Origin of the sequence: Castellaniella caeni NBRC 101664 (assembly GCF_001592225.1) — a bacterium.
Lineage (GTDB): Bacteria > Pseudomonadota > Gammaproteobacteria > Burkholderiales > Burkholderiaceae_B > Castellaniella > Castellaniella caeni.
In genome coordinates this window covers 87619-113571 of the sequence record NZ_BCWN01000010.1, presented here as the reverse complement: position 1 = coordinate 113571, position 25953 = coordinate 87619, and the positions used below count along the sequence as shown (strand labels likewise).

Annotated in this window: 18 protein-coding genes and 1 tRNA gene; 4 read left to right on the top strand and 15 right to left on the bottom strand. The window is 65.5% G+C overall.

From position 1 onward, the window contains the following. Positions 1-181: 181 nt before the first annotated feature. From CCA01S_RS08390 to CCA01S_RS08365, 6 genes are all read right to left on the bottom strand, one after another. Positions 182-1057, bottom strand: a complete 876-nt coding sequence (locus CCA01S_RS08390) for an SMP-30/gluconolactonase/LRE family protein (RefSeq protein WP_066456826.1) — start codon at positions 1055-1057, stop codon at positions 182-184. 30 nt (positions 1058-1087) lie between these two features. Further along, entirely contained in the window at positions 1088-3115 is a 2028-nt protein-coding gene (locus CCA01S_RS08385; RefSeq protein ID WP_084386611.1) for an ABC transporter permease, read from the bottom strand. Further along, on the bottom strand, positions 3108-4667 hold the full coding sequence (locus CCA01S_RS08380; protein ID WP_066456824.1) for a sugar ABC transporter ATP-binding protein: 1560 nt from the start codon (positions 4665-4667) through the stop codon (positions 3108-3110). The genes CCA01S_RS08385 and CCA01S_RS08380 overlap by 8 nt, the downstream gene beginning before the upstream one ends. 52 nt (positions 4668-4719) lie before the next feature. After that, entirely contained in the window at positions 4720-5871 is a 1152-nt protein-coding gene (locus CCA01S_RS08375) for a sugar ABC transporter substrate-binding protein (RefSeq protein ID WP_157076521.1), read from the bottom strand. Between the two features lie 35 nt (positions 5872-5906). Continuing rightward, a complete protein-coding gene (gene kce / locus CCA01S_RS08370; protein ID WP_066456822.1) occupies positions 5907-6839 on the bottom strand; it encodes a 3,5-dioxohexanoate:acetyl-CoA acetone transferase in 933 nt (310 codons plus the stop codon). Positions 6840-6960: 121 nt separating this feature from the next. After that, complete coding sequence (locus CCA01S_RS08365; protein ID WP_066456820.1) at positions 6961-7743, bottom strand: SDR family oxidoreductase; 783 nt, start codon at positions 7741-7743, stop codon at positions 6961-6963. 181 nt (positions 7744-7924) lie between these two features. Between CCA01S_RS08365 and CCA01S_RS08360 the strand changes: the two genes are divergently transcribed. Beyond that, positions 7925-8650, top strand: coding sequence for a GntR family transcriptional regulator (locus tag CCA01S_RS08360; RefSeq protein WP_066456817.1), 726 nt, complete (start codon positions 7925-7927; stop codon positions 8648-8650). 113 nt (positions 8651-8763) lie between these two features. On the opposite strand, the gene CCA01S_RS08355 is transcribed toward CCA01S_RS08360, so the two are convergent. After that, positions 8764-10746 (bottom strand): multicopper oxidase domain-containing protein, encoded by a 1983-nt coding sequence (locus tag CCA01S_RS08355; RefSeq protein WP_066456814.1) that lies wholly within the window; start codon positions 10744-10746, stop codon positions 8764-8766. Between the two features lie 235 nt (positions 10747-10981). Here CCA01S_RS08355 and CCA01S_RS08350 point away from each other — a divergent pair, with 235 nt between their 5' ends. Then, positions 10982-12169 carry a PQQ-dependent sugar dehydrogenase gene (locus CCA01S_RS08350; RefSeq protein ID WP_232305012.1) on the top strand — a complete coding sequence of 396 codons (1188 nt, stop codon included), beginning with the start codon at positions 10982-10984 and terminating at the stop codon, positions 12167-12169. A 239-nt stretch (positions 12170-12408) separates the two neighbouring features. Here the strand turns inward: CCA01S_RS08350 and CCA01S_RS08345 are convergent. Further along, positions 12409-12485: transfer RNA gene (locus tag CCA01S_RS08345), tRNA-Pro, on the bottom strand. A 116-nt stretch (positions 12486-12601) separates the two neighbouring features. Further along, positions 12602-13567, bottom strand: a complete 966-nt coding sequence (gene ispB, locus CCA01S_RS08340; protein WP_066456811.1) for an octaprenyl diphosphate synthase — start codon at positions 13565-13567, stop codon at positions 12602-12604. A gap of 123 nt (positions 13568-13690) precedes the next feature. On the opposite strand from ispB, the gene CCA01S_RS08335 reads away from it, so the two are divergent. After that, positions 13691-14518: an ATP-binding protein gene (locus CCA01S_RS08335; RefSeq protein ID WP_066456849.1), complete on the top strand. Its 828-nt coding sequence runs from the start codon at positions 13691-13693 to the stop codon at positions 14516-14518. After that, the gene (locus tag CCA01S_RS08330) at positions 14511-15503 is read left to right on the top strand and encodes a Nudix family hydrolase (protein WP_066456810.1); all 993 of its coding nucleotides are present in this window, start codon (positions 14511-14513) and stop codon (positions 15501-15503) included. The genes CCA01S_RS08335 and CCA01S_RS08330 overlap by 8 nt, the downstream gene beginning before the upstream one ends. A gap of 4 nt (positions 15504-15507) precedes the next feature. Here CCA01S_RS08330 and CCA01S_RS08325 read toward each other — a convergent pair whose 3' ends face one another. Genes CCA01S_RS08325 through coaE form a run of 6 tightly spaced genes read right to left on the bottom strand, consistent with a single transcriptional unit; the run spans position 15508 to position 25886 of the window. Beyond that, positions 15508-17079, bottom strand: a complete 1572-nt coding sequence (locus CCA01S_RS08325; protein ID WP_084386610.1) for an efflux transporter outer membrane subunit — start codon at positions 17077-17079, stop codon at positions 15508-15510. Beyond that, entirely contained in the window at positions 17072-20176 is a 3105-nt protein-coding gene (locus CCA01S_RS08320) for an efflux RND transporter permease subunit (protein WP_066456809.1), read from the bottom strand. The genes CCA01S_RS08325 and CCA01S_RS08320 overlap by 8 nt, the downstream gene beginning before the upstream one ends. Then, on the bottom strand, positions 20173-23256 hold the full coding sequence (locus tag CCA01S_RS08315; protein WP_066456808.1) for a multidrug efflux RND transporter permease subunit: 3084 nt from the start codon (positions 23254-23256) through the stop codon (positions 20173-20175). The genes CCA01S_RS08320 and CCA01S_RS08315 overlap by 4 nt, the downstream gene beginning before the upstream one ends. Continuing rightward, positions 23253-24431 carry an MdtA/MuxA family multidrug efflux RND transporter periplasmic adaptor subunit gene (locus CCA01S_RS08310; protein ID WP_232305011.1) on the bottom strand — a complete coding sequence of 393 codons (1179 nt, stop codon included), beginning with the start codon at positions 24429-24431 and terminating at the stop codon, positions 23253-23255. The genes CCA01S_RS08315 and CCA01S_RS08310 overlap by 4 nt, the downstream gene beginning before the upstream one ends. A 58-nt stretch (positions 24432-24489) precedes the next feature. Continuing rightward, positions 24490-25242 carry a cell division protein ZapD gene (gene zapD / locus CCA01S_RS08305; protein ID WP_066456804.1) on the bottom strand — a complete coding sequence of 251 codons (753 nt, stop codon included), beginning with the start codon at positions 25240-25242 and terminating at the stop codon, positions 24490-24492. 11 nt (positions 25243-25253) lie between these two features. Then, positions 25254-25886, bottom strand: a complete 633-nt coding sequence (gene coaE / locus CCA01S_RS08300; protein ID WP_066456845.1) for a dephospho-CoA kinase — start codon at positions 25884-25886, stop codon at positions 25254-25256. Between the last annotated feature and the right edge of the window lie 67 nt (positions 25887-25953).

The following is a 25953-nucleotide window of genomic DNA, read 5'->3' as shown; positions in this document are numbered from 1 at the left end:
GCGCTGCCAACCAAACCCCAAGACCGTGGCAAAACGCCTGAAAATCAAGGGCTTCGATTTTGCACCCGCCGGTTGCGAACAACCGGCTTCAGGGTTAACCCTGAATTGCCGTGCAGCGAAGAGGCCGAACTATAGCACGCTTTTTGCTGGCCGTGCAAATGCGCGGACAAGACCCTGACGATCAGCCGGCGTATCTATGTTCCGGAACGCCGCGAATCCCCAGACCGGTGATGGCAAACACGCTGCCGCCTTGGACGGGATCGCTTGGAAAGCGCGGCAGCGGGGGCCGGGACATCGAGGTCACAAACAGGACGTCGAGGTTCGGCCCGCCAAACATGACGCTGGTCACGTTCTTGACCGGCATCGCAATGACGCGATCCACGAGGCCCTCCGGGGTGTACCGAACCAGTTGGCCTTCATAGACCTGCGCATTCCACAGGCAGCCTTCCGCGTCCACGGTCGAACCATCCGGCGAGCGGAAGTGCTTGCCTTGCACCGAGGCCAGCGTACGCCGGTTCGAGGGCGTCCCCGTGGCCTGGTCGTAGTCGTATGCCCAGATTTCCTCGGCCCAGGTATCGGCGAAATAGAACGTATCACCCGCGGGGCTCCAGCACGGCCCGTTGGACACGACGATGCCGTCTTGCAGCTTGTGGACGCTGTGATCCGGATCGAGACGGTACAAGGCACCGTTGGGGCCGCTTTCCTGTGTATCCATGCTGCCAAACAGAAACCTGCCCTGGGCATCCACCTTACCGTCATTGAGACGGTTGCTCGTCTTCCCGGGCTCCGGGTCTTCGATCAGGTCGAGGTGGCCCGTCTCGAAATCCAGAAAATGCAGCCCGCGGGCTAAGGAAACGACCGCCCCACCCTGGCGGCGCAACGCCATCGAACCGATTTTTTGCGGCACCTGCCAGGCGCGGAGTTCCCGCCCATCGGCGGTTGCCCGGAAAATACGACCATCGGCGCTGTCGATCCAATACAGGCGCTGCTCGTCCACGTCCCAGAGCGGCCCTTCTCCCAAGGTCGTCTTCACATCGATAAAAACGTCGATTTTCATGATTCTCGTCTCCTTTTCAGACTGTGCGCGTCACGCGCGCTCGCGCAAGGTGGCCACGGCGGCCAGCACCACGATGCCAAACAAGATCGGCCTCGCCGCATACGGCAGTCCGCTCCCCGTCAACAGCATCTGCAGCGAAGTCAGCAAAAAAACACCCGCCAGTATCCCCAGGAAATGCCCGCGCCCGCCGGTGATGAGTCCGCCGCCCAGCACGATGACGGCGATGGACGGCAGCAGATAGTCGTCTCCCATGCCCAGGCTGGCCTGCCCCGAGAAACCGCTCAATAAAATACCGGCAACGGCCGCGCAAGCCCCGGACAGCACATAGACCAGAACCAGGACGCGGCGGGTACTCACCCCCGACAGAAAGGCCGCATGCGCATTGCTGCCGGTGGCGTAGACGCTGCGGCCAAAAGCTGTCTTGGTCAGCAGCACCGTCGCCAGAATGACAAACACCAGCAGCAACGGGATCACGGGCGTCATGCCCAGGAAACGGCCCGTCATGACCCAGCTGATGAACGGAGGCGGGAAAGCACTGGGCGTGCCCTGCGAATACAACAACGCAATGCCCTGCAGAATCCCGTTCATGGCCAGCGTCGCAACGATGGGCGAAAACCCCATGAACGCCACCATGATCCCGTTGCCCAGGCCGATCAGGACGCCCGCGAGAATGGCCAGCATGGCGACGCCCAAAAGCCCTTCGTTCGAGCCCTGCGCCATCCCGGTAAAAAGAAAAGCACACAGAGAGATGGCCCAGGGTAAGGACAAGTCCAGCCCCCCGGTAAAGATGACCGCCCCCTGGCCCAACGCCAGCACGATCAGGAAGGTCGACAGAACGATGAGCGAATTCCAGTAAGACCACTGGCTGATGTCACGGCCCAGGAATATCGCCGTCGCGGCGGCCACCAGCACGAACACCACCCAGGCGGGCAGCGAAATCCGGAGATCCTTGCCATAGCGCTGACGCAGCGTGACCCGAACGGGGCCCGACTGCGCGATATCGGCGCAGACATCGATGCCGGGCTGCGGGGCGGCCTTGCGCGACGGCCTGCCCCGCCCAAGGCGCGTGGCGCGGGCAAGCAGCTGCTCCAGGCTGGCGCGCAGCGGCGAACCCGCCCCAAGAGAGCCCAGCATGATGGCGAGAATCAGCACCATACCCTGGACAATGGTCGAATAGTAGGCCGCGACATTGAAGACCAGCAGCAGATTGACGATGATCATCAGCACGTAGGCGCCGATGACCGACCCGGTCGGGCCGCCCCGCCCACCCCCCAGGCGGGTGCCGCCGATGACCACGGCGGCGAACACCGACAACAGCAGGGAATTGCCGACGAGCGGATCGCCAGAGCCCGTCTGGGCGCTGAGGAACAGGCCCGCCAAACCGTACAGCGCCCCGGCGCCGACATAGGTCAGCAGCAAGGTGCGCCTGACCGGCACCCCGGTCGCCCGTGCGGCGGCGGGATGCCCGCCCACCGCATAAAGATGCAGGCCGTAGGGGGTGCGCTTGCACCACGCCCACAGCGCCATGACGATCAGGATCAAGCTGGCCGCCGACGGCAGCACATCCGTCCAGGTATCGCCCATCAGCACATCGCTGACGACAGGGGGCACCTGCCCGCCCGGCGCATCCATGACGAGCAGCGTCACCCCCTGAATAATGAACATGGTGGACAGGGTCACCACGATGGACTGCAGGCGGCCAAAGGCGATCAACAGCCCGTTGACCAGACCGCACGCGCTGCCCACCGCCACGGAAATCAGCACGCTCAGCCAGAACGCCCACACGCCATCCATACCGGGCAGCGCGATGGCGCCGACAACATTGGTCAAAGAAATCACGGCCCCGACGGACAAATCGAACCCGCCGCTCAGGATCACCAGCGTCGCGCCGATGGCGGCCAGGGCCAGCGTGACGCCGCCTTGCACGAGGAGCTTGGCATCGAAATAATCCAGGCCGCCCCGACTGTAGGCGGCGACCAGCCCCAGCAGGATGACCAGGACGAAGGAAACAGCGACAACGCTGCCGTAGCGATCCAGGAAAAGCGCGGTTTTAGTCATCGTCGCCCTCTGCCGCGCCATCCGCCTGCCCCATGACGTGCCGCATGACCCGCGCTTCGCTGATGTCGTCCTCCTCGATGAGTGCGTTGATCCTGCCCTTGTAAACCGTCAAAACCCGGTGGCTCATGTGGATCACTTCGGGAATCTCCGTGGAGTAGAACAAAATGGCACCCCCCAGCTGCGCATAATCCGCCATGAGTTGGTAGATTTCTTGCTTGGTGCCGACATCGATGCCGCGCGTCGGATCGAACAGCAGCAAGATCCGGCTACGGGCCATCAACCACTTGGCCAGTACGATCTTCTGTTGATTGCCGCCCGAGAAAGCGCCGGCATCCGTCCACAAGGCCCGACGATCCAGCTGCAGACGTTCAAAAGCACGCGCGCCAGCGGAAAGTTCTCTCGCACGACGGAGAATGCCCCACTTCGTCATGGCGTTCAGAACGGGCAGCGCAGCATTCTGGAGGCCTGTCTGGTTGAGCAACAAGCCGCCGTGCTTGCGGTCTTCGGGCACGAAGCCGATCCCCCGCCGAATGGCATCGCGCGGGCCGAGCAGGCGCTGTGGCCACGCATCCAGTTCGAGATGACCCGCGCGCGGCTGCACGAGCCCGAAGCACAGCCGGAACAGATCGAGCTGGCCCATGCCCTGCAAGGCGGCCACCCCCAGAATTTCCCCCTGGTTCAGGGTAAAGCTTGCATCGTGAATGACACTGGTGGACGCCGCCTTCAGCGCCAGGACAGGCTTTGCCTGGGCAGGACGCTTGCGCTCTGGGAAGACCTTGGACAGAGACCTGCCCACGATCAGCTCGACTACTTCATCCCGGGTGAAATCCCGCGCCGGACGGGAAGCCACATGACGGCCATTGCGCAAAACCGTCAAGTCGTCACAAAACGCCTCGACCTCTTCCATGCGATGGGAAATGAAGATGATCGTGACCTGCTGCCGACGCAGTCGGGCGATGAGATGCCCCAGCCATTGCACGTCCGTGGGCGGCAGCGCAGACGTGGGCTCATCGAGCAACAAGATGCGCGGCTGGTGATAGATGGCGCGCGCAATCTCGATCTTCTGCTGCTGCGCAAGATTGAATTCCCGCACGGGTACGTCCAGATCGATGCCAAGCTCGAGTTCGTCGAAATGCCGACCGATGGCGCGCCGCTGTTCACGCCGCCTGATCAGGCCCGAGACATGAATGGGGGGTCGGGGCATCAGCATGTTGTCGAACACCGAGAGATCGGGCAGCAAGGTGAGCTCTTGAAAGGCGGTCTGGATACCCTGGGCCCGCGCCTGCAACGGCGAGCGCAACACCACCGCCCGCCCATCGACTTCGATGCGCCCGTGCGTCGGGCGCATGACGCCCGACAGCAGCTTCACCGTGGTCGATTTGCCCGCCCCGTTTTCCCCCAGCAAGGCATGCACGCTGCCACGCCGAACCTCCAGCGAGACGCCCGACAAGGCCTTGACCGGGCCAAAGTCCATGGACAGGTCAAGGAGTCGCAGCGCGGGCACCGACGGGCCTGGCACGTGCGCTGGCGCAGTAGCGTAAGTCTGGTTCATGGTGTTGGCAGATCAAGGTTTCCAAGAGCATCCGGAACGCGGGATTCAAGCCTTATTGCGGGTCTGGCTCGCCATTGAGCGCCGCGTCCAGGCCAAGCCCCTCTGTCTGGTCGGAATAGATGGATGCAAACCAGCCCGGATTCTTGACGATGGCGGGCACGAACACGTTGCAGCCCTCGTGCATTTCCTTCCATGTGCCGCCCTTGCACAGCTTGACCGTCTCGTTGGTGATCTTGGGCAGCGGCAGTACCGTCAGCTTGGGCACGTCCTTGCCGTCCAGCGCTTCGACGGCCAGCTTGAGGGCCAACGCACCGGAATACGGCGGCGAGGCATAAGAAAACCTCGGGGCGTTCATGGGCGCGTAGGTGCCGCTGGCCCCATCAACCTGCGTTGCGGCCGGAAGCATCTGGATCCGCCCACCGTTCGAGCCCTCGCCTGCGCAAGGCAGCAGCCGGGCGGCATCGTGTCCCGCCTCGATCTGCATGGAATCCGCGGTGTAGCAGCCCACCTGCATCCACAGGCCGTCGATCTTGTCCCAGCCATGTACCGCGACCAGCTTGGACAGCTCTGTGCGCGCAACGGCCTGGCTCCACATGCCCGGCGCCTCGCCGATGATCTTGATGCCCGGGTATTTTGCGAACACGGCCTTGGCGCCTTCAGTGCGCAGCTTGTCCACGGACGTTCCGGGCACCCCCGTAATCATCACGACATTGCCCTTGCCGTCCAGTTTCCTGGCCAGCCATTCACCCATGGCAGTACCCGCTTCGGTCTGATCCATATGCACGTTGTAGGCGCAGGGCTCGGTCACCTCGGCGTCATAGGCAAACACCTTGATGTTCTTGGAACAAGCACGCTTGATCACTTGGTTCAAGGCCGTTGGCGAAATCGGGTACACCACGATGGCGTCCGCCCCGGCCTGGATCATGGCATTGATCTGCTGAATCTGTTTCTGGGCATTGGTGCCCGCAACCTGTATTTCCAGATTGACCCGATCCTTCAACGCCGGTGTCTTGGCCATGGCCTTGACCATATTGGTCGCTTCCGCCTGCCAATCGTTGCCGATATAGCTCATGCTCAGGTAGATTTTGTACTTTTCCCCCTGGGCCTTGTGCGCCTGCTGCGCCATGGCGGGCACCGTCACGGCCAGCATCGGCAGCGCAAGCGCGCCCGCCAGCAACGATCTGCGTATCTGAGTAAGGTTCATGTCAATCTCCGTAACCAACAGTGGGTGAGATCACGTCAAAACTCGACCTTGTCCGCGCCCTTGAGTTGCAGGATTTCGCGGGTTTCATCGGGTGTTGCGATATCGATGTTCAAAGCCTCCAGCACGGTGCGGATGCGCGTCACCTGCTCGGCATTGGACGCTGCGAGCTGGCCCGGGCCGATCCACAGCGAGTCTTCCAGGCCCACACGCACGTTGGAGCCCATGGCCGCGCCGATCGTCGCCAAGGGAATTTGATTACGCCCGGCCCCCAGGATCGACCACCGATATTGATCGCCGAACAGCCGTTCGGCCGTGCGCCGCATGTGCATCAGATCCTCGGGATCGGGCCCGATGCCGCCGAGGATGCCAAAGACGGACTGGACGAACAGAGGCGCCTTGGCCAGGCCCTGATCGAAGAAATATTTCAGGTTATACAGGTGGCTGATGTCGTAGCACTCGAATTCGAAGCGGGTGCCGTTTTTCGTGCCCTGCGTCAGGATGGATTCGATGTCGTTGTACGTGTTCTTGAAAATGAGGTCGCGGCTGTTTTCCAGGTGCTCGCGCTCCCAGTCGTACTTGAACTCTTTGAACCGCTGCAGCATCGGAAACAGGCCGAAATTCATCGAGCCCATGTTCAGCGACGCAAGTTCGGGCTTGAACGTCATGGCCGGACGCATGCGTTCTTGCACCGTCATGTGGGGGCTGCCACCCGTCGTGATGTTGATGATGGCATCCGTGCTCTTGCGGATTTTCTCCAGGAACGGCCGAAAGGCTTCGGGATCCTGCGTAGGACGGCCGTCCTTGGGGTCACGCGCATGCAGGTGCAGCACTGCGGCGCCGGCCTTGGCCGCCGCAATGCCGGCCTCGGCGATCTCGTCGGCCGTCACCGGCAGGTATCTTGACATGCTGGGCGTATGAATGGCGCCCGTCACGGCGCACGTAATGATGGCCTTGCGTTTTTTTGCCATGATTCAACTCCTGAAATAATGATTACGATTGCTGGTGCCGCTGATGCTGCCGCTTTCGACGAGCCGGAAGGCCTCGCGCGACAAGGCACCCTGCCGACGATTGCAATAGCCATGCGACCTCTCAGATCAATGCCTGCGTGTGGCCATCGACAGCCAGGGCCTGCCCATGGACACTCGCCGCCGCACCGCTGGCCAGGAACAAAGCCATGTTTGCGATGTCGCGCGCATGCACCATGCGCCCCAGGGAAGCCTGGTTTTCGTATTCCGCGGCGACCTCCTCGACCGTCCGATGCAGCGTGTCGGCCTTGGCGGCGATCACCGCCCGGATGCGCGGGCCTTCGACCGCCCCCGGCAGGATGGCGTTGACGCGGATGCCGAAATGCCCGAGTTCAATCGCCAGCGTCTTGGTAAAGCCCACCACGGCCCACTTGGATGCGGAATACGGCGCGCGGCCCGCAAACCCGAGATGGCCTGCCGCCGAAGACAGATTGGTCATGACGCCGCCCGCGGATTGCTTGAGCAAAGGGATGGCGCGGCGCGCGCACAGGAACTGGCCGGTGATGTTCACGGCCAGCGTGCGATCCCACTCTTTTTTATCGAGCGTCTCGACGTATCCGGTGGGCCCGGCGACCCCCGCGTTATTGATCAGCACATCCAGGCCCCCAAGGCGTTCCTGCAGCTGATCGAACAGACGTGCCACGCTGTCTTCGTCGGACACGTCAGCCTGTGTCGTCACCAGCCCCGGCATTTCCGTCCCGGCCGCTTTCAACGCCGCATCATCGACGTCGCAGATCATCACCTGGGCGCCTTCGGCCACGAAAACGCGGGCCATCTCAAGCCCCAGCCCGCTGCCCCCCGCCGTGATCAAAACCTTTTTGCCAGCCACTCCACCATCTTTGAACATTGTGTTCTCCTGTACCGGTTGCCTGCGTGCATACGACCGAGAACGGCGACATGTTTGTGCCCAGAGCCCCATCCTGCTAGCCTGTCATTCACTACAACCGCCACATCAAGTGCACTCTGGCTACTATACTAATCCACTGTGATCACAGATCACTAATAGCGTTTTCCCTAAGAAGAACACCATGAATGCTGCCCTTTCACCGCTATCACGTCCCGAAACGCTCAGCGCCGACGCTCTCGCCAAACTGAAAGAGCTATTGATTACCGGGCAAGTCATGCCGGGCGAGACCCTGCCCATCCGCGGCACGGCAGAAGCGCTGGGCGTCAGCATGATGCCGGTACGCCAGGCCATCTATCAGCTGGTTGCGGATCGCGCGCTGGAAATCGGCCCGAGCCGCTCGGTGCACGTGCCCGTCATGACCCAGGAAGAATTCGCGGAAGTCACGAAAATACGGCTCTGCGTCGAAGGGTTCGCCGTCGAGATGGCAGCGCAGTCCGCCACCGCCCAGCTGGTCAGCGAGCTGCGCGAGGTCAACGCCGCGCTGTCCCAGAGGATGGACGAGGGCCTGGACGGCGCAGCGCACGTGATCGTGCTGAACAAGCAACTGCATTTTTCGCTTTATGCCGCAGCGAACATGCCGCTCTTGACCAAGATCATCGAGGCCCTGTGGCTGCGCATCGGCCCGGTGCTGAACTACGACTTGCGCACAGGCTCAGAGCGCACGCGCCACAAGACCGCCGTGACCTATCACGCCCAGCTGCTGGACGCTGTCGCCGCACGCGACGGCACGGCCGCGCGGGCGGCATTGGGCCGAGACATCGAAAGCGCCTTTCAATACATCTGCAGCCGCGTGTATGGTGCGGGCGACACTGGCAAGAAACAGGCGCAGCCAGACGCTCCCGCATGACTGCGGGGGCACCTGGCAAGGCGACGGATACCGAGGGCTGACGCCAACATCGGTCAAGCCCACGAAAACCTGGACGGGCGCTTCCGACGCCACCCGTCCAGCAGCGGGGGCAGCTATTTCGCGGCGCGCTGCGCAGCCACTTGATCAGCCACGACGAGCTTGCCCTGGTTGCCCCAGGACGTGCGCTCGTGATTGACGATGTCGGCAATGTCGGCGTCACTCAGCTGCGTACCGAAGGCCGGCATGGGGCTGGGATACGCCACGCCATCGATGGCCTCGCCCTGCAGGCCGTGCAGCACCACCTGGATATGCTTGGTGGCATCGGCGTCGAGCACGGCGGCATTGCCCTTGAGCGGCGGGAAAGCCCCCGGCAAGCCAGCGCCCGTGGCCTGGTGGCAGGCCGCGCAATTGGCCATGTACAGGGCGTCGCCATGCTTGGCATCGAACACGTAGGGGCCCGCGGGCCGGGCAGGCTGCGCCGCAGCCGCCTGCACCGGGGCTTTCTCTACGGGTGGCGCGGCCAGGGCGGCGCCAGCAGGGCCTTGCACGTCGAGAATGCCTTGCGCGCCGATGATCTCGTGCGCCATGTCGTGATCCACGAACGCGTACTTGCCCGCATTGGGGATGACCAGATCAAACACGGCCCCCGCCCCCGGCCCGACGGTGTAGGTGGACACGCCGCTCAGCGCATGCGCGGCGTCAGCATCGGGATAGACCTTGTCGAAGACCGCGCCGATGACGTGAAATGAGCTCCAGAGGCTGGGGCCGGCGTTGACCATGTACAGCCGCACGCGTTCGTCGACCTTGGCGGGCAGCGGGTGGTCGCGATACTGGAAGGCCGCGCCGTTGAAGACGACCTCGTCGGGCTGTTCTTTGGTCATCTTGGTGAAGTCGCCCGTCATGGTGTTGCCCGAGAGCTGCTGCGTATACCACTCGCCCTGCACCAGCACGTAGCTCTTGTCGGCCGGTGGCAGCGGCGTGGCCGGATCGACGATGATGGCGCCGTACATGCCGTTGCCGATATGCAGCAGCACGGGGGGCGTGCCGCAGTGATACACGAAGGCCCCCGGCACCTTGGCCTCGAACGAGAACTTGATGCTCTCGCCCGGCTGGATATCAACGAAATGCAGGCTGGGCGGCGTCATCGCCGCGTGAAAATCGATGGAGTGGTGCATGGTGCCGCGGTTGGTGAAGACCACGTTGATGGTCTGCCCCTGACGCACGTGGATGACCGGCCCTGGCACGGTGCCGCCAAACGTCCAGGCCTGGTACTGCACGCCGCTGGCGATCTCGACCGAGTGATCGGTGGCGTCGATATTGATGGTGGCCTCGGGGCCCTCTTGCACGGGCGGCAAGGTGGCATCACGCGCCTGGGCCAGCGGCTTGCCCGCCGCCAGCGACAGCGGAGAAACGGCTGCCGCCGCTGCCGCGGGCGATGGGGCCTGCACATTGAGACTACTGTGCAGCCCCGCAATCAGGAAAAACAGCAGCAAGGCAATACCAAACAGCACGGAGCCCTGCACCCGCCAGGACACAGGCTGGGCCACGGCACTGACCTGGGTATCGCTCCATTCGGAGACACACCGCCAGCCGCCCCAGCGGCGCTGCAGGTAGTAATCCAGGCTGTAGGGGCTGGGGCCAAAGCGGTAGTTGATGACGATGAGCGCGATGAAGATGAGCACGTAGCCAATGCCGATACCCATGTTGGTGGCCCCGACGGCATAGGGGCCGCCAAAGCCCTCGGCGGTGCTCCAGACCAACAGGCTGAAGAGGGCGCCCAGTACGTAGACCGTCTTGCGTGCGAGTCCCAGCACCAGGGCCAAAGCCAGGGCGGTCTCGACCAGGCGCGTGAGCCAGACGAAGAGCCCCGCATTGGGCGTGACCAGCGCGATCCAGGCATTGAACCAGAAGGCTGACCAGGCGGGCTGCCCCTGAGCGGCATTGTGCAGGTAGCCGACGTAATGGACGGCGAACTGATTCGTCCAGGTAAAGGCGGCGTTGACCACCCAGACGATGCCAAAAGCCACGCGCAAGGCCGCGCTGGCCATTGCAGGCCAGGCCCGCGCGGCGGAATCGCTGTGCTGAGTATTCGACATATGCTTCCTTTCAACAAAGGTTGTCCCTTTGTCAGGTCGCCGGGTGTCGGCCATGCATGCGTCGGCAGGGCGGCTTGACAAATTTACGATCAGTGACTGATCTTTCTTATCGCACCAAGACGCGCCCAAACAAAGTTTGAGGCTGCGTCTGTGTATGCTTAAACTACCACAAGTCCATCGAACCAAGAGCACCGCTGAAGTCTTTTCATATGCGACGATAGTGCCGCGCATCACCATGAATGCCCCACGTTCTTCGATCCGGACGCTGGCCGCCGGCCTCATCGCGGCACTGCTGACGACGCTGGCCCCCATGTCGTCCATGGGTGCGGGGGGATCGATTGCGTCTCGCAACGCAGGCGCCCTGCCCGACGACGGCAGCCGCCCTTTCGCGATCCAGCGCATCGCCACCTTTGACCATCCCTGGGCGATCGGCTTCCTGCCGGATGGGCGTTTGCTCATCACGGAAAAGTCGGGACGCATCTTCATCACCACGCCAAGCGGCGCCAAGACCCCGGTGCAGGGGGTTCCCCAGGTGTACTACCATGGGCAGAACGGCTTGCTGGACATCGCCGCGTCACCCGGCTTCGGGCAGGACGCGACGGTCTTCTTCACCTACGTCGCGCCCGAGGACGGCGGGGGCGCCCTGACGCTGGCCAGCGCGCAGCTACGCGAATCCGGCCAGCACGCCGCGCTGCGCGATCTGCGCATCCTGTGGCGCCAGCAGCCAGCCAGCCGGGGCGGCCAGCCCGGCGGCATCATCGCCTTCTCGCCGGACGGCCGACATCTTTTCCTGACCGTCGGCGACCGGATGGAGCCCGACCTGGTTCAGGATCCCGACAGCACCCGGGGCAAGATTTTGCGGCTGAACCTGGACGGCACCGCCCCGGCGAACAATCCGATGGCCGGGCAGGCGGGCATCCGCGCGCTGACCTGGACGACGGGCCACCGCAACCCCTATGGCCTGGCCTTCGCGCCAGACGGGCAGTTATGGGAAGACGAGATGGGCCCCAAGGGGGGCGACGAACTGAACCAGATCATCCGCGGCAAGAACTACGGCTGGCCCATTGTGTCCAACGGTGATCAATACAACGGCACCCCGATCCCCAGGCACAACACGCATCCGGAATTCGAGGCGCCCCGCGTCTACTGGACGCCCGTCATTGCCCCCGCCGGGCTGGCGTTCTATCACGGGCAGCAGTTTCCCGCATGGCAGGGCTCGGCGCTGATTGGCGGCCTGGTCTCGCATGGCCTGGTTCGCATCACCTTCGATCCCGACGGCAATGCCCGACAAGCCGATCGCTGGTCTCTGGGGGCCCGCATCCGCGACGTGGCTGTTGCGCCCGATGGGACGGTGTGGGTGATCGAGGATGGCGCCGACGCGGCGCTGCTGCGCCTGGCCGCGCACGGCGAACCGACCAAGTAAGAGTCAAGGGAGGCCGTCGACCAATCTTGTGGCTCGCTTGTTCGAGATTCGCGAACACCTGGCACCCCGTTAATGGGGTAGAGCCCGGCAGCATCGGACGTGTCGCTCTGCCCTGAGTTTTGCCAGCTTTTTGCCAAATGACAAGCTCAAAACTTGGTAAATGAGCCTGTTTTTGCCAGAAAAAGGAAAAGCCCCATTGCTGGAGCTTCTCTTAACTTCTTGACTTAGAAGGGAATTCTTGGTCGGGGTGACATGATTCGAACATGCGACTCCTACGTCCCGAACGTAGTACTCTACCAGGCTGAGCTACACCCCGACGGTGGTGCTTGCCAGATGATGGCGGCTATTTTGAACCTGCCAGACAGATGCCGGATAACGATACCAGGCAGCTATCAGGTAAGCCCAACGCCATGATCAGGCACGGGATACTTTTCAACGATCACGCTCGACCGCGAAAGCACAGAATTTTAGCAGAGTTTCGCGATAAACGGAATCCGGGAAGGCAGACAGGGCTTCGCGGGCCAGATCGGCCTCGTGCAAGGCGGCCTGGCGGGTGTAGTCGAGCGCGTCGGTGGCGTGGATGGCGCGAGCCACGGCCTCGAAGTCGGCGTGGCCGGTTTCGATGGCCTGGCGGATGAGGTGGCGCTGTTCGGGCGTGCCGGTTTCGAGCACGCGGATGAGCGGCAGCGTGGGCTTGCCTTCGCGCAGGTCGTCGCCCACGTTCTTGCCCAGCGCCTGGACGTCACCGCTGTAGTCGAGCACGTCGTCGATCAGCTGGAAAGCCGTGCCGATATGACGCCCGTACGCCGCCGCCGCGGCTTCTTGCGCGGGGCTGGCGCCCGAGATGATGGCGCCCACCTGGGCGGCGGCCTCGAACAGCTTGGCCGTCTTGTAGCGCACCACCTGCAGGTAACGGTCGAGCGAGACGTCGGGGTCGTGCACGTTGAGCAGCTGCAACACCTCGCCTTCGGCGATGATGGTGGTGGCCGACGACAGCACGGCCATGGCGGCCATGGAATCGCTTTCGACCATCATCTCGAACGAACGGGAATACAGGTAGTCGCCCACCAGCACGCTGGCCGCGTTGCCGAACACGGCGTTGGCGGTTTCGCGCCCCCGGCGCATGTCAGATTCGTCCACCACGTCGTCGTGCAGCAGGGTGGCCGTGTGGATGAATTCGACCACGGCGGCCAGACGATGGTGGTTGTCGCCCCGATAGCCCAGGGCCCCGGCCACCAGCAGCACCATGGCCGGGCGCATGCGCTTGCCCCCGGCCCCAACGATGTAATCGCCAATGGTGCGGATGAGGACGACCTCGGAATCAAGACGGGCCCGGATGACGGCGTCGACCGCCTGCATGTCGGACACTATGGGGGCAAACAGTTCGGAGAAGTTCAAGACACACCCGGATGCTGGTGGCGGCGCCGAATACGGCCGCAAAGACCCAGATTATACTTTCCCGATCATATTCAGGAGAATCCAGTGATCGATCCCCAACTGCAGGCACTCGTGGGCCGGGCCATGGGCGTGCTGGCCCAGCTCGAAGCCTGGCTGCCGCCCGCCCCGCCCGCCATCGACTGGGCCGCGCACGCCTACCGCTGGCAGCGCCGGGGGGCGCGCGGCTGGCTCGATGCCGTACGCCAGACGGCGCCCATCCATCTGGGCGACCTGCAGCACGTCGATCGGCAAAAGGCCATCCTCGAACGCAACACGCTGGCGTTCCTGCGCGGCAAGCCCGCCAACAACGTACTCATGACGGGCGCGCGCGGCACGGGGAAAAGCTCGCTGGTGCGCGCCCTGCTCGACGCCCACGCGGGCGAGGGCCTGCGCCTCATCGAGATCGACAAGTCCGACCTCGGCGATCTGGGCCAGATCGTCGAACTGATCCGCGGGCGCGCTGAGCGCTACATCGTCTTTTGCGACGACCTGTCGTTTGAAGAAGGCGAAGCCAGCTACAAGGCACTGAAGTCGGCACTGGATGGCTCGGTTTCGTCGCCGGGCGACAATCTGCTCATCTACGCCACCTCGAACCGGCGCCATCTGATGCCGGAATACATGCACGAAAACCTGGACGCCCAGCACCAGCCCGACGGCGAAATCCACCCAGGCGAAACCGTCGAAGAAAAAATCTCCCTCTCCGAACGCTTTGGCCTGTGGCTTTCGTTCTACCCCTTTGCGCAAGACGACTACCTGGACATCGTGCGCCACTGGCTGGCCTTCCACGGCTGCAATACCGATCAAATCCACGACGCGCGCACCGAGGCCCTGCAATGGGCGCTCGAGCGCGGCTCGCGCTCGGGCCGCGTGGCCCGGCAGTTCGCACGCGACTGGGCGGCCCGCCATGTCTAAGCCTTATGTACGGGTGGCCGCCGGCCTCATCCTGGATAGCCGTGGCCGACTGCTGCTGGGCCAGCGCCCCGACGGCAAAGCCTGGGCCGGCTGGTGGGAATTTCCCGGCGGCAAGATCGAGGTCGGCGAAACCGTCGAACAGGCCCTCATCCGCGAGCTGGACGAAGAACTCGGCATTCAGGCCACCCAGGTCTACCCCTGGGTCGTGTACGTGCACGAATACCCCAAGTCCATCGTCGAGCTGGCGTTTTGCCAGGTAACGGCCTGGCAAGGCGAACCCCATGGGCGCGAAAACCAGGCGCTCGACTGGGTCGATCCCTGGGACATCCGGCTGGACGAATCCGAACACCCCATCGCGCCGGGCGGCGGCTCGCTGCTGCCTGCGGCGGCGCCGCCCCTGCGCTGGCTGCGGCTGCCCACCCGCTACCGCATCAGCAACATCCGCCACCCCGACCACCTCGACGGCTGGCTGGCGCAACTGCGCCACGAACTGCTCTACGGCCTGAAGCTGGTGCAGTTTCGCGAGCCCGCCTGGGCCGGGTCGCTCGACGCGCTACACGCCGCTTTGCAAGACACGCTGGCGCTGTGCCGCCAGCACGGGGCGCGCTGCCTCATCAACAGCTGCCATCCGCACAACTGGTGGTCGCAGGCCGACGGCGTGCAGCTGCGCGCCGCCGACGCCGCGCGCGTGCTGCAGCAAGACACCCGTCCGCCCGGCTGGCTGGGGGTGTCGGCCCATACAGAACACGACATCGACTGCGCGCGCGAACTGCAGGCCGATTTCGTCGTGCTGGGCCACGTGTCCCCCACCGACAGCCACCTGGGCAGCCCGGCGCTGGGCTGGGACGCATTCCGCCAGCTGGCCGTCACGGCGGGGCGCCCGGTGTTCGCCATTGGCGGGCAGTCCAACGACACGCTCGATATGGCGCGCCTGCATGGCGCCCACGGCGTGGCCGCCATGCGCGGCCCGCTGATCGAAACCTGATCCCTTACGGCCTGGTCGCGGCGGCTGCCGCGGCCAGCGGTGCACCGTCCGCCGACGGCTGGACGTACCCGCCGCCCAGGGCCACCACCAGTTGCACGCTGGCGGTCAGCCGCTGCGACTGCAGATCAAGATCGTTCTGCTCGGCGCTCAGGGCGCTGGTCTGCGCCTGCACGACGCTGAGGTAATCCACCAGGCCGGCCTGGTACTGGTTGCTCACCTGCCGCAAGGTCTCGCGGGCCGCCGCCAGGGCGCGGTCTTGCGCCGCCTGCTCGTTGACCAGCGACTGCGACTGCACGAGCGCGTCTTCCACTTCGCGCAGGGCATCGAGCACCGTCTTGCGATAGGCGGCGGCCTGTTCGTCATAGGCCGCCTGTGCCGATTCGACCGCCGCGCTGCGCGCGCCTCCGTCGAACAGCGTCAGCGCCAGCGCGGGCCCCAGCGTCCAGAAGCGCGCTGGCGCCATGATCCACGAGGCGAACTCGCCCGCGCGATAGCCGCCGTCGGCGCTCAGGGTGAGGTCGGGAAACCAGGCGGCCTGGGCGCTGCCGATCTTGGCATTGGCCTGCGCCACCTGCCGCTCGGCAGCCGCCACGTCGGGGCGGTGCTGCAGCAGGGCCGAGGGCACGCCCACCGGCACTGCGGGCACTGCGGGCAGGCCCGCCCCCGCCGGCAGCTGGAAGGCCGCCGGCGGCAGCCCCAGCAACACGGCCAGCGCATGCACCTGCTGCTCGCGCTGCCACTGCAGGCGGATGCGCTGCACGCGCGCCTGATCCAGCTGCGCCGACGCGGCGGCCACGTCCGCCGAAGACGCGATCCCCGCGTCATAGCGGTGCCGCGTCATGTCCAGCGCCCGCTGGTATTCGGCCAGCGTGCGCGCCAGCAGCTCGTCCTGGCGCTGGCTGGCACGGATGCCGAAGTAGGTCTGGGCCAGCGTCGATTGCAGGCTCAGGCGCATGGCGGCCAGCTGCGCGGCGCCAGCCTGGGCCCCGGCCCGGGCGGATTCGACATCGCGGCGCACACGCCCCCAGAGATCGGCCTCCCAGCTGACCGACCCCGACAGGGAATACGTATTGGCCGGGTTGCCGATCCCGGACACCCCCTGCCCGCCCCGGCTGACGGAAGACGACACGCCAAGCGTCGGAAACAGGCCGGATCGGGCGCCATCCAGCGCTGCCCGGGCCTGGCGGTACTGGGCCTCGGCCTGGGCAATATCCAGGTTGCCCGCCGGCAGGCGCGCCATCAACCCGTTCAGGCCCTCATCATCGAAGGCGCGCCACCAGTCCGCCGCCAGGGTGGACGCGGGCTGCGCCCGCTGCCACTGACCCGCGGGCGCATGCGCGTAGGCTGCGCCAACGTCCTGCACGGGCCGGTGGTAATCGGGCCCCACGGCACAGGCGCTCAGGGCGGCGCTCAAGGCCAGCGCCAGTGCCAGGCGCCCCGGCCCCAGCCAGGCGGCGCGCGGCGTTCCTGGCCGGGGGACGCGGCGCGTCTCGATGCCCGCGGGGGGCACGCACCCCGCGTCCGCCACATCCACCACGCCGGTCACATCGTTCAACAAGGCTTCAAGTTCAGGCATCAGGCACCACCATCCGCGTCCGGTCAGACGAGCCATGCCGCTGACGCAGGCGATCAAGGCTGAGATACACCACGGGGGTCGTATACAAGGTCAATAACTGGCTCACCAGCAAGCCGCCAAAAATCGTCAGGCCCAGCGGCTGGCGCATCTCTACCCCCGCCCCCGTGGCCAGCAGCAGAGGCAGCGCCCCCAGCATGGCCGACAAGGTGGTCATCAGGATGGGACGCAGGCGCGCCAGGCACGCCTGATAGATGGCTTCGCGCGGCTCCAGCCCCTCGCGACGCTGCGCCTGCAGGGCAAAGTCCACCATCATGATGGCGTTCTTCTTGACGATGCCGATGAGCAGAAACACCCCGATGAGCGCGATCAGGGTGAATTCCATGTTCACCAGCCGCAGGGCGAGTATGGCGCCCACGCCCGCGGACGGCAGGGTGGACAGAATCGTAATGGGGTGGATGGTGCTTTCATAGAGCATGCCCAGCACCAGGTACATGGCCACCAGCGCGGCCACCAGCATCAGCGGCTGCTGCGCCACGGCATCGCGCATCATGCTTGAACTGTCGTCCAGCCCGGCCTGCAGTTCTTGCGTGGGCAGGCTGATGCGCGCCACGGCCTGGTCGATGGCCGTCAGCGCCTGCGCCAGCGACACCCCGGGGGCCAGACCGAACGACACGGAATCTGCCGCCAGCAGGCCGTCGTGATTCACCGAGCGCGGGGCCGTGCCCTCGGTGATCTGGGTAAAGGCGGTCAGCGGCACGCGCTCACCCTGCGTATTGATGACGTGCAGCGCCTGCAGCGAATGAAGGTCTTGCGCATAGCGCGCCTGTACGCCCATCACCACGTGATATTGGTTCAGGGTGCCGTAGAGCACGGCCACCTGCCGCTGGCTGAAGGCATTGTTGAGCACACCCGCCAGGTCGGCCATCTGCACGCCCAGCCGCTGGGCCGCATCCCGATCGACCACCAGCTCGACCCGCCGCCCCTTGTCATCGACGTCATCGTCCACGTCCACCAATTCGGGCAAGGCAGCCAGCACATTGCGCACTTTGGGCAGCCATTGAGTCAGCAGCGTCAGGTCGCTGCCCATGAGTTCGTAAGAATACGAGCCCTGGCGCGAGGAATGGCCGACGAAAATGTCTTGCTGGGGCACCAGGAACATGCGCGCGCCCGGCGTGTGCTCGAACTTGGAACGCAGGCGATCGACCACCTGGTTTGCGCTGACCGAACGCTCGCTCAGCGGCTTGAGCTGGATCTGGATGAAGCTCGAATTGCTGCCGCCGCGCCCGCCGGCGTAGGCCGTGACGGTATCCACGGCGGGGTCGGCCAGCAGCACCTGGCGAAAGGCGTCCAGGCGCTTTTGCGTCTCGTCGAAAGAGGTGCCGGTATCCACCCGGAAAAACCCCATCAGCTGTCCGGTGTCCTGCTGCGGAAAAAAGCCCTTGGGCACGCTGATGTACAGGTAGACGTTGAGCCCGATGGTGGCCAGCAACAGCAGCAGCACCAGCCGGGAATGATCCAGCGCCCAGCGCAGCGAGACCTGATAGCCGTGCAGGCAGGCTTCTCCCAGGCGGTTCAGGCTGCGCGACAGCATATTGTGACGCACGGGCTGGTCTTCAGGCACCACGCGCAGCAGGCGCGAGGCCATGACCGGCGTGAGCGTGATGGAAATCAGCAGGGACACGCCGATCGCCGCCGACAGCGTCACGGCAAATTCCTTGAAAAGGCGCCCCACCAGCCCGCCCACCAGCCACAAGGGGATGAAGACGGCAATCAGCGAGATGCTCATGGCGAGCACGGTGAAGCCCACTTCGGTCACGCCGCGCAGCGCCGCCCGGGCGGGGCGCATGCCGCGTTCGATGTGGCGCATGATGTTTTCCAGCACCACGATGGCATCGTCCACCACGAAGCCCGTGGCGACGATGAGCGCCATGAGCGAGATGGTGTTGAGGCTGAAGCCGAACCACCACATGAGGCTGGCGGTGCTGATGAGCGAGGCGGGCACCGCGATGGCCGGAATCAGGGCGGCGCGCCAGTTGCCCAGGAAAGCGAACACCACGGCCACCACCAGCACGACCGACAGCACCAGGGTCAGCTCGGCCTCGCTCAGCGAGGCGCGGATGCTGGGCGTGCGGTCCTGGGCGATCGTCAGGCGCACCGGCTCGGGCAGCAGCGACTGAAACATGGGCAGCAGCTGGCGGATTTCATCGACGGTGTCGATGATGTTGGCGTCGGTCTGGCGCCGGATGATGAGCAGCACGGCGGGCTTTTCGTTGAAATAGCCAACCTGGTTGGTGTCCTCGACCGAATCTTCCACCCGCGCCACGTCGCGCAGGTGCACGGGCCGCCCGTCTTTCCAGGCCACGACCAGCGGGGCGTAATCCGCCGCCGCGCGCAGCTGCGCGCCCGATTGAATCTGCCATTGCGTCTGGCTGCGCTGCACCAGGCCGCCCGGGCGCAGCGAGTTGACGTCCTGCAGCACCTCGCGCACACGATCCATGGAGACCCCCATGGATTCCAATGCCCGCGGATCGAGCGACACGCGCACGGCGGGCAGCGCGCTGCCGCCCACGGTGACCTGCCCCACACCGCTCACTTGCGAGAGCTTTTGCGCGAGCACCGTGGAGGCCAGGTCGTAGAGCTCGCCCTGGGTGGCCGTGTCGGACGTCAACGCCAGCGTCATGATGGGCGAGGACGACGAATTGACCTTGCGGTAGACCGGCATGCTGCGCATGCCCGAGGGCAGCATGGGACGCGCCACGTTGATGGCCGCCTGCACGTCGCGCGCCGCGCTGTTGATGTCACGATCCAGCTCGAACATCAGCGAAATATCGGTCTGGCCCTCGCTGTTGCGCGAACTCATGCTGCTCACCCCGGCGATGGCGCCCAGGGATTGTTCGAGCGGCATGGCCACGCTCGAAGCCATGGTCTCGGGACTGGCCCCTGGCAGCGAGGCCGAGACCGAAATCATGGGGAAATCCACCTGCGGCAAGGGGGCCACCGGCAAGAACCGCAAGGCCAGCGCCCCGGCGAGCACCAGGGCCAGGCACAGCAGGCAAGTGCCCACGGGTCGGCGCAAGAACAGGGCAAAGAACCTCATGGCGCGGGCGGCGCGGCGCGGCCATGCGCCAGCCGTTCAAACATCAGGTAGATGACCGGCGTGGTAAAGAGCGTGAGCAGCTGGCTGCACAGCAGCCCGCCCACCATGGCCAGGCCCAGGGGCTGGCGCAGTTCGGCCCCCGAGCCACTGGCCAGCATGAGCGGGATGGCGCTGAAAAAGGCGGCCAGCGTGGTCATCAGAATGGGGCGAAAACGCAGCAGGGCGGCCTCGTGGATGGCCGCCTGCGGCCCCAGGCCGCGTTCGCGCTGCGCATCCAGGGCGAAATCGATCATCAGAATGGCGTTTTTCTTGACGATGCCGATGAGCAGGATGATGCCGATGACGCCAATCATGTCAAGCTCGACGCCCGCCAGCCACAGGGCGAGCAGGGCCCCGATAGCCGCCGAGGGCAGCGTCGAGAGAATGGTGACCGGATGGATGAGGCTTTCATACAGCACGCCCAGCACGATGTACATGGTGACGACGGCGGCCAGCAACAGCCACAGCGTGCTGGACAAAGAGGCCTGGAAGGCGCGCGCCGCGCCCTGAAACTGCACGTCCACGGAATCCGGCACGCCCAGTTGCGTGCGTGCCGCCTCGATGGCCTCGACGGCATCGGACAAGGCGGCGTGCGGCTGCAGGCTGAAGGACACCGTCGTGGCGGGGAACTGATCCAGCCGCTGGACGGCCAGCCGGGTGACCCCCGGCACGAAGCGCGCCACCGTGGACAGCGGCGTGACCCCGCCGCTGCTGGTAGGCACGTAGATGTGCGCCAGCGCCTGCGGCCCGCCGTCCAGTACGGCGGCGTCGGCTTCCAGCACCACGCGATACTGCGCCGACTGGGTGTAGATGGTGGAAATCAGGCGCTGCCCGAAGGCGTCGTACAGGGCGTCATCGATGGCCGCCTGGGTGACGCCCAGGCGCGCCGCCGCGTCCCGATCCACCTGCACGTTGAGCGCCAGGCCGCGATCCTGCAGGTCGCCCGCCACGTCGCGCAGCTGCGGCAAATCCTGCATGGCGGCAATCAGGCGCGGCGTCCACGTGGCCAGCGCGGCATCGTCCGGGCTGGAAATCGTCATCTGGTACTGGGCGCGGCTCACCTGATCTTCCACCGAGAGTTCCTGCACCGGCTGCAGCCAGACCTGCAGGCCCACCACGCCATGCAAGGCCTCGTCGAGCCGGTCGATCACGGCATCGGCGCGGTCGTCACGTTCGGCCAAGGGCTTGAGCGTGATCTGCAGGCGCCCGGTGTTGAGCGTGGTGTTGTCGCCATCGATGCCGATGAACGAAGTGACCGACGCCACGGCGGGGTCGGCCAGCACGCGCCGCACGGCGTCTTGCTGCAGGCGCGACATGACGGGAAACGACGCCGTCTGCGGCCCCTGCGTGATCGCCTGGATGGCGCCGGTGTCCTGCTGGGGAAAGAAGCCCTTGGGAATGCCCAGGTACAGCAAGGCGGTGACCACCAGCGTGCCCAGCGCAAACCACAGGGTGGCGCGCTGGTGCGCCAGTACCCAATGCAGCCCACGGTCGTACCAGGCCAGCAGGCCGTCCATCATGCGCCCGGCCTGCTGCAGGAAGCGCCCGTGGTGCTCTTCGGATTCCGGCCGCAGCATGCGCGCGCACATCATGGGGGTGAGCGTGAGCGAAATCAGCAGCGACAGCAAAATGGCAACCGCCAGCGTGACGGCAAATTCACGAAACAGGCGCCCGACCACGTCAGCCATGAACAAGAGCGGGATCAGCACGGCGATGAGCGAGACCGTGAGCGAGATGAGCGTGAAGCCGATCTGCCGCGCGCCGCGCAGCGCCGCCGTGAGGGCGTTCTCGCCCTCTTCGATGTGGCGCGCGATGTTCTCGATCATGACGATGGCATCGTCCACCACGAAGCCGGTGGCAATGGTGAGCGCCATGAGCGTGAGGTTGTTGATGCTGAAGCCCATGAGAAACATGAGGCCGAAGGTGCCGACCAGCGACAGCGGCACGACAATGCCCGGAATCAGCGTCGCACGCCAGGTGCGCAGAAACACGAACGTGACCGCCACGACCAGCGCGATGGCCAGCAGCATTTCGATCTGCACGTGCTCGACCGAATCGCGGATGGTGTGCGTGCGATCCGCCGCCACCTGCAGATCGACGCCCGTGGGCAGCGTCTGGCGCAGGCCCGGCAGCAGGGCCTCGATCTGGTTGACCACGTCGATGACGTTGGCACCCGGCTGACGCTGCACGTTGAGCAACACGGCGGGCGTGCGGTTGAACCAGGCCGCCTGGTACAGGTTTTCGGCCGCGCGGCGCACCTGCGCCACATCGCCCAGGCGCAGCGGCGCGCCGTTTTCATATTTGAGGATCAGGCGCTCGTATTCGGCCGGGTCTTGCAGCTGGTCGTTGACGCTGATGGTCAGCGAGCGCTGCGGGCCGTCCAGGTTGCCCTTGGGCTGGTTGACGTTGGACTGCGTCACCGCCTTGCGCACGTCGGCCAGCGTGAGCTGGTGGGCGGCCAGTGCGCGGGGATCGACCTGGATGCGTACGGCGGGCCGCTGCCCGCCCGTGACGCTGACCAGCCCCACCCCGCCAATCTGGGCCAGCTTCTGCGCCACGCGCACCTCGATGAGGTCGCGCACCTGATCCAGCGGCAAGGTGGGCGACGTGACGGCCAGCGTCATCACCGGGGTGTCCGCCGGATTCACCTTGCGGTAGACGGGCGGCGACGGCATGTCGCTGGGCAGCAGGTTGGAGGCCGCATTGATGGCCGCCTGTACCTCTTGCTCAGCCACGTCCAGCGGCAGGCCCAGGTCGAAGCGCAAGGTGATGCGCGACGAGCCGCCCGAGCTGGTGGACACCATCTGCGACAAACCCGGCATCTGACCAAACTGGCGCTCCAGGGGCGAGGTGACCAGGGCCGTCATGACGTCCGGCCCGGCACCCGGATACAGGGTGGTGACCTGGATGGTGGGGAAATCGACCTGCGGCAGGGCCGAGACCGGCAGTTCGCGGTACGCCAGCAGGCCGGCCAGCGCCAGCGCCACCATCGCCAGCATCGTGGCGATGGGGCGCAGGATGAAGGGGCGCGACAGGTTCACGAGGCCGCGCCCCTGGCTGCCCGGGCCGATCCGCTCGCGCCAGCGGTGCCATCACTAGCCTCGGGGGTAACGACTTCCACCGGGCTGCCGTCGCGCAGCCGGTCGGTGCCCTCGACCACGACCGTATCGTTTTCTTGCAGGCCGGATTCGATCACCACCTGCTGACCGTCATCCACCCCCGTGGTGACCGGCACCACGTGTGCCTTGCGCTGCGCATCCACCCGGTAGACGTACTCGCCCACCGAGCCGCGCTGCACGGCGCGCAAGGGCAGCACCAGTCCCGATTCCAGCCCCAGGCGCAGGCTGACCTGCACGAACTGGTTGGGAAACAGCAAGGCGTCCGGATTATCAAATCGGGACTTGAGCTGAACGGTGCCCGTGGCCACATCGATCTGATTGTCGACGGCCAGCAGCGTACCCGTGGCCAGCGCTTTGCCGCCCACCTGGCTGAACAATTGGGTCTGCAGCCTCGGGGTGAGGCGGCGGGCCTGTTGCACGTCGAGCAAGCGGGTCTGGGGCACCGTGAACACCACATCGATCGGCTGGCTTTGAGTCAGCACCACCAGGCCATCGGCATCGGAGGCATGCACCATGTTGCCGACGTCCACCTTGTGCAGGCCCAGCTGCCCGGCCACTGGCGCCGTGATCCGGGTATAGCTGAGCTGCAGGCGGGCATCGTCCACCGCGGCCTGATCGACCTTGGCCTGCCCCTGCAATTCACGCACCTGGGCGCGCGCGGCATCCAGCTGCTGGCGTGCCACGGAATCCTGGCGCGCCAGTTGCTCGTAGCGCGCCAGATCGCGCTGTGCGTTTTCCAGCTGCGCGGCGTGCTGCATCTGCTGTCCCTGCGCCTGCTGCAGCTGAATCCGGAAAGGGCGCGGGTCGATCTCGGCCAGCAGCGCTCCGGCCTGGACGGACTGGCCATCCTCGAAATGCAGGGCCTGCAGCGGCCCGTCCACGCGCGAACGGATCGTCACCGTCGCCAGCGACGTCACGGTGCCCAGCGCCCGCAGGGTGCGGTCGATCTGTCCGGCCCGGGCCTGCGTGACCGACACCGGCGTTGCCTGACCCGCGCCGCCGCGAAACCCGCGCCCGCCGCTGGACGCCGCGCTCTGGGGCCAGAAGCGCCAGACGGCAAGCGCCAGCAGCGCGCACACGGCGATCCAAATCCACACTCGTCGGCGGCGACCCGCAGGCTGCGTCGTGGCATGACTCATCATGAGAACCTTGAGATTAGAGATTGCAGCGCGCCAGCCGGAACGCGATGTCGCGCCCGGCGGGCTGTGGCTTGTGCTGGTTGTCCTGAGACGAGAAGCGCACCCAGATGACGTACTTGTTGGCGCTGATCTCGGGGAACACGGCCAGAGCGGCCTCGACCCAGACCCGCAGCAGCTGGAAGGTCTTGCCGCCCAGCATTTCCTGGTACGCCCCCTGGCTGGCCAGCTGCTCGTGGGCGTCGCCGGCATCGCGCAGCAGTTTCAGGATGAGGATGGCGGCCCGGTGCAGGGGCATGAGCGGATCGACCCAGCCTTGCAGGTCGCGCATGCGTTCGGGGGGCGACTTGAGCTGCCAGGCGTAGTACGAGGGCAGATCGACCGGAGACGAGCTGCCCGGCACGGTGATGCGGCCCCGCAGGCCCGCCAGCCATTCGTTATCGCGCAGACACTGCCCGACGCGGCCCTGCCCCACCAAAGCCGCCGAGGCGGCCTGGATGTCGGTCAGCAGGCCATCGAGCGTGACGCGATCGACCCCCGGGTGCTCGCGCAAAGCCGACAGCGCCGTGCGGTGCCGGTCGAGGTCTTGCAAGACGGCGGTGCGCACATCGGCCCGCTCGCAGACGTCGAGCAGGTCGAACAAGGTTGCCATGGCAATCTGGTGGCACCGCGGGTCTTCACCCTGGGTAAAGAAAAACAGACGGTCGAACAGATATTCGACCCTCAGCAGGGTGCGCACACGTTCATTACAGGGGTACTCGTACAGAATCACGCGCCAAAACCCTAATCATGAATGGCTCGCCCGTCGGGCGACCGGGAAGCCTGCCGACACCAGGCCTGATGACAAGCCCAGGTGCGGCCGCGCAGGGCCGCCAGATCGGTGGCGCCATCATTGAGGATGACATCGTCGGCCACGGCCAAGCGGCTTTCCCGGGAAGCCTGAGCGGACATGATACGCTCAATGGTCTCGGGCGTCAGCCCGCTGCGGGCCCGCACCCGCGCCACTTGCGTGGCGGGATCGCAATCCACCACGCAGATGCGATCGACGCGTGCGCGCCAGCGCCCCGACTCGACCAGCAGCGGCACCACGTACACCAGGTAGGCGCCGCGCGCCCGCGCCGCCCGGGCCGTGACCGCGGCATCGATGAGCGGATGCAGGACGGCTTCCAGCCGGTGGCGCACCGCCGGATCGGCAAAGGCGTGTTGGCGCATCCAGGCCCGATCCAGGCGGCCATCCGCCGCGATGGCCGCCTCGCCAAAGGCACGACGCAAGGGCGCAATGGCTTCGCCCGCGGGGGCCGTCAGTTCGTGCGCGATCTGGTCGGTATCAATGAGGGCGGCCCCCCACTGCGCCAGCCAGTCTGCCACCTGGGTTTTGCCCGACCCGATTCCGCCAGTCAAGCCTATCGAAAACATGGCGAAGCCCCCCCACAGCCAAAACACGAATGTAACCTAAGAAGCGGCGGCGCCAGGGTTCCAGGCG